The following is a 3,728-nucleotide window of genomic DNA, read 5'->3' on the forward strand; positions in this document are numbered from 1 at the left end:
TGCGCGTCTCGGCGCCGTCCTGGGAACCCTTCCCTATACGTCGGAAGTTATCTACGTGGACGATGGAAGCCGGGATCGGACCCTCGATGTGCTCAGGACAATACGGGGCGCCGATGAGAAAGTCGGCATCATCGAATTGAGCCGGAATTTCGGCAAGGAAGCCGCATTGACCGCGGGATTGGATGTCGCGTGCGGCGACGCCGTCGTCGTCATCGACGCCGATCTGCAGGATCCGCCGGAACTGATCCCCACCCTGATTAACAAGTGGGAGCAAGGTTTCGATGTCGTCTACGCGACCCGGCGGACCCGGGAGGGCGAATCCTTCCTGAAGAAAGCCACGGCCCACTGCTTCTATCGCCTGATGGGGAAGGTGAGTGACATCGACATCCCCGCCGACACCGGCGATTTTCGTCTGATGAGCCAGCGCGCGGTCGCGGCCATCGGCCAGCTCCGCGAACAGAACCGTTTCATGAAAGGTCTGTACGCGTGGATTGGGTACCGACAGACCTCTATCCTCTACGACCGGGATGCGCGCGCTTCGGGAAAAACGAAGTTCAACTACCGCCGCTTGTTGAAGCTCGCGATCGATGGCGTCACGGGATTCTCGACAATTCCTCTGCGGATCGCCACGTCGGTCGGCTTGATCGTCGCTGTCCCGGCGTTTTGGATGGCGCTCTATACCGTTGGCAAAACGCTGCTATTCGGCGATCCGGTGCGAGGCTATCCGTCCCTGATGACCGTCGTGTTGATGCTTGGCGGACTGCAACTCTTCTTCCTGGGCATCCTTGGCGAATATGTGGGCCGTCTGTTCAACGAAGCCAAGCGCCGGCCGCTCTATCTCGTTGCGGGCTATACCCCCGCTAGAGAGATGGATGAGGAGGGTATCCCATTCCGAAGGGTCTCGGATGCAACGAGGTCTATGGATGTTGTCGTCAGGGCTGTGCGGCGTGCGGATTCGGTGGAACATTCTCCCGCGCCCCTTGACATTGCATCGTCGGAAGTAAGAAAGAATTGGACGTGATGCGGAGATGATATAGGTACGCATCGGTATAGGAATTCAAAAAATACTGAGATCAAGGCATAGTGGTAAACGATAAATTTATAGATGGTCGTTGTCATTTAACAACCAAAAATGTTCAAGTAATCGCCCTGCAAGGTATGCGTAATATTCAATCTAATATTCTCCCGATCACTGCAGGGCCTACCTTTGAAGGAGAAATGTGAAATGAAGATTCGATGTGGAGTCGTGGCTGCGACAGCCAGTTTGATTGCGGGCACGGCGTTCGCGCAGTCCAACGTGACGCTTTACGGTGTCGCGGATGCGGGTATTGAGTACCTCAGCAACGCGCCTTCTGCTAGCAATGGATCGAACTTGGTCCGCATGAGTTCCGGCAATATGTCGACGTCGCGCTGGGGTCTACGCGGTAGCGAGGATCTCGGCGGCGGTCTCAAGGCTGTGTTCGAACTCGAAAGCGGCTTCTCGCTGGATACGGCTGTGCTGAGCAGCAGCCCTCGACTGTTTGACCGGGCCGCCCTGGTTGGCCTGGGCAGCAAGTATGGTCTGGTGACCCTGGGTCGCCAAACCACGCCGATCTACGACGTGGGCCTGCAACTCGACCCCATGGGCTTCGCACCGCGCTATTCGCTGTATCGCAGCGATGACATTATTGCCGGTCGCGCCGACAATGCGGTCAAGTATCGTGGAACGTTCGGTGGCCTGACCGCCACCGCCTTGTACAGCTTCAGCCGCACAGGTGGGGGCGAGATCCCCGGAAATTTCAAAGTCGATCGTAACATCGGCATCTCGCTGATGTACGAGACCGGCGGTCTCGCCGTTGGCGCGGTCTATGACGAGTTCCGCGGCTCGACTGTGGCAACGGACGAACGAAAGGACCGTCGCGCGTTGGTGGGTGCGAGTTATGCATTCGGTCCCGCGAAGGCCTTCCTGGGGTATCGCTGGTTCAATGGTAACGCCGGCACGCTGGCTGCCAGCGGGGCTAACCTGTACTGGGCCGGTCTGCGCTACAGCATGACGCCGGCGCTGAGCCTGACGGGCGCTGCCTACTACACGGATACGCGCAACTCCAGTGCCGATCCGCTCATGTTCGTGGCGTCGGCCGACTATGCCTTCTCGAAGCGCACGGACGTCTATATGAACGTGGCCTATGCGAGGAACAAGAATGGCTCGCAGCTCGGCCTGAACGGCTACAACTCGCTTTCGGGTGCACCTACCAGTGTCGCGCCGGGCAAGAACCAGGTTGGCGCGGTCATCGGCGTACGTCACAAGTTCTAATCGAATTCTTCAAGATCGACACTCCCTTGCTAACAACAAGAGAGCTTGAGGCCACCATATCGGTGGTCCTTTTTTTGTACACATTCATAGAGACATTGCCGTATTCCGGAAATTATTGACGGTATAGAATTTAAAAACGTCTTGACGAATATGTCATGCCATCGTGGCGGTCGGGATTCATAACCTTCTGAACTGCTACTACTATCCGCTCTACAGCCAACTGCTGGTAACGGCAACAACACGAGTTACCTTCCTGCGGCGGGCATCACGCTGAAGGCGATGTATCAGCACCGCTTGTGAATGCGCGGCAAGGTCTCCTTGCCTTGTCATCCGTCGGATCCACTATTGCGGGCCGGATAGCCGGGATGCCGCGGTGAGGCGGCTGGTCGCTGATGTGTCCGTAGCGCCGCAGGAGCACGAGGCAGTGTGGCTGGAGTCGCGAAGCATCTCAATGACAGACAGCCCGGATGTCAGGCTTGGCCGGTCACCTCTTGCCATCTCAGCTAGAGATGACATAACGAAGCACAGCCCCGGTGATTCGGTTACCACGGCGCGGCTACAGCGGGGCGCCATCAGAAGACGACAGGTATCTTCCCGCGTTCGCGCCATCGCTGCACGTCTTCACCGTGTGGGGCGCCACGTGGCTGCACGCCTCGGATCTGCTCGGCAGCACAGCCACGCTCAAGCTGTATGGTGAGGCCGGGGCGGCCTGCGCCATGGCATGCGAGGCCAACAAGGCCCCGGCAGCGGCCATTAGTATGCATCGTCGGATCATCATGGTTTTCTTTGCCGCGCTTATGCACGGCTTCTCCAGCCTGCGAACACTGTAGTTTCCCGTGCCTCACGCAAGCATGATGCGCGCGTTACGATCCTGTTAAGCTCAGGCGCGGCAATGTGCCCCTGGGCCTATCGGCTTGCAGCTCGATGCCGGTAGCGGCTTGGTGGCGAGCGCTAGGATGCGGCCAATCGCGGATTTCCTTTGACGTTGCTTCGCGGTGCAGGCGCGCTCAATTCAGGAAGATCACGCCATCCGCGAAAAGCGCAAGCTCAGCATGCTATCGGCGGATGGTCTGGGCGAGGCGGTCCGCTGTCCGATTGCTCGATAGTCCGAGGCGTCGCGTGATTTCGTCACGCCGCAGCCCCTGGAGGAGGGCGCGTCGGCAGTACGTGTTGCGTAGAATCCGCGGGCTCATATCCACCACGTCGAAGCCGATGGCATCGAAGGCCTCGCGTACGATCTTCCCAAGACTCATGTACGTGATGGGGGTGCCGGTGCGCTTTAGGGTGAACAGCAGGTCGCCATAGACGGGTGCCTTGCGGCGGATGGCCAGCCATGCTGACAACGGCGCGACGGAAAAGGACTCAAGGTCGATGGTGCGAGGCAATTTCTGGGATTTCGCCGGCACATGCAAATAGAGGGGCGCCGCGTCGGGGA

3 protein-coding genes and 1 pseudogene are annotated in these 3,728 nt (G+C 58.7%); 3 read left to right on the plus strand and 1 reads right to left on the minus strand.

Annotated features, from left to right (window positions below; all coding sequences use genetic code 11):
• The 3 genes from WD006_RS29195 to WD006_RS29205 form a co-directional block, all read left to right on the plus strand.
• A partial coding sequence (locus WD006_RS29195; RefSeq protein WP_425648363.1) for a glycosyltransferase family 2 protein occupies positions 1 to 1,021 on the plus strand: 1,021 nt, incomplete at its 5' end.
• Between the two features lie 204 nt (positions 1,022 to 1,225).
• The gene (locus tag WD006_RS29200) at positions 1,226 to 2,293 is read left to right on the plus strand and encodes a porin (RefSeq protein WP_008642729.1); all 1,068 of its coding nucleotides are present in this window, start codon (positions 1,226 to 1,228) and stop codon (positions 2,291 to 2,293) included.
• Positions 2,294 to 2,826: 533 nt separating this feature from the next.
• Positions 2,827 to 3,123 carry a hypothetical protein gene (locus WD006_RS29205; protein WP_008642731.1) on the plus strand — a complete coding sequence of 99 codons (297 nt, stop codon included), beginning with the start codon at positions 2,827 to 2,829 and terminating at the stop codon, positions 3,121 to 3,123.
• A gap of 225 nt (positions 3,124 to 3,348) precedes the next feature.
• Here WD006_RS29205 and WD006_RS29210 read toward each other — a convergent pair.
• Positions 3,349 to 3,728, minus strand: a pseudogene (locus tag WD006_RS29210) (site-specific integrase); the annotation flags it as partial.

This window comes from Cupriavidus sp. Met-2 (assembly GCF_049843575.1).
Classification (GTDB): Bacteria; Pseudomonadota; Gammaproteobacteria; order Burkholderiales; family Burkholderiaceae; genus Cupriavidus; species Cupriavidus metallidurans.

Excerpts from the sequence above, each read along its gene's own strand:
- WD006_RS29200 (WP_008642729.1), top strand. The coding sequence starts at position 1,226 with ATGAAGATTCGATGTGGAGTCGTGGCTGCGACAGCCAGTTTGATTGCG.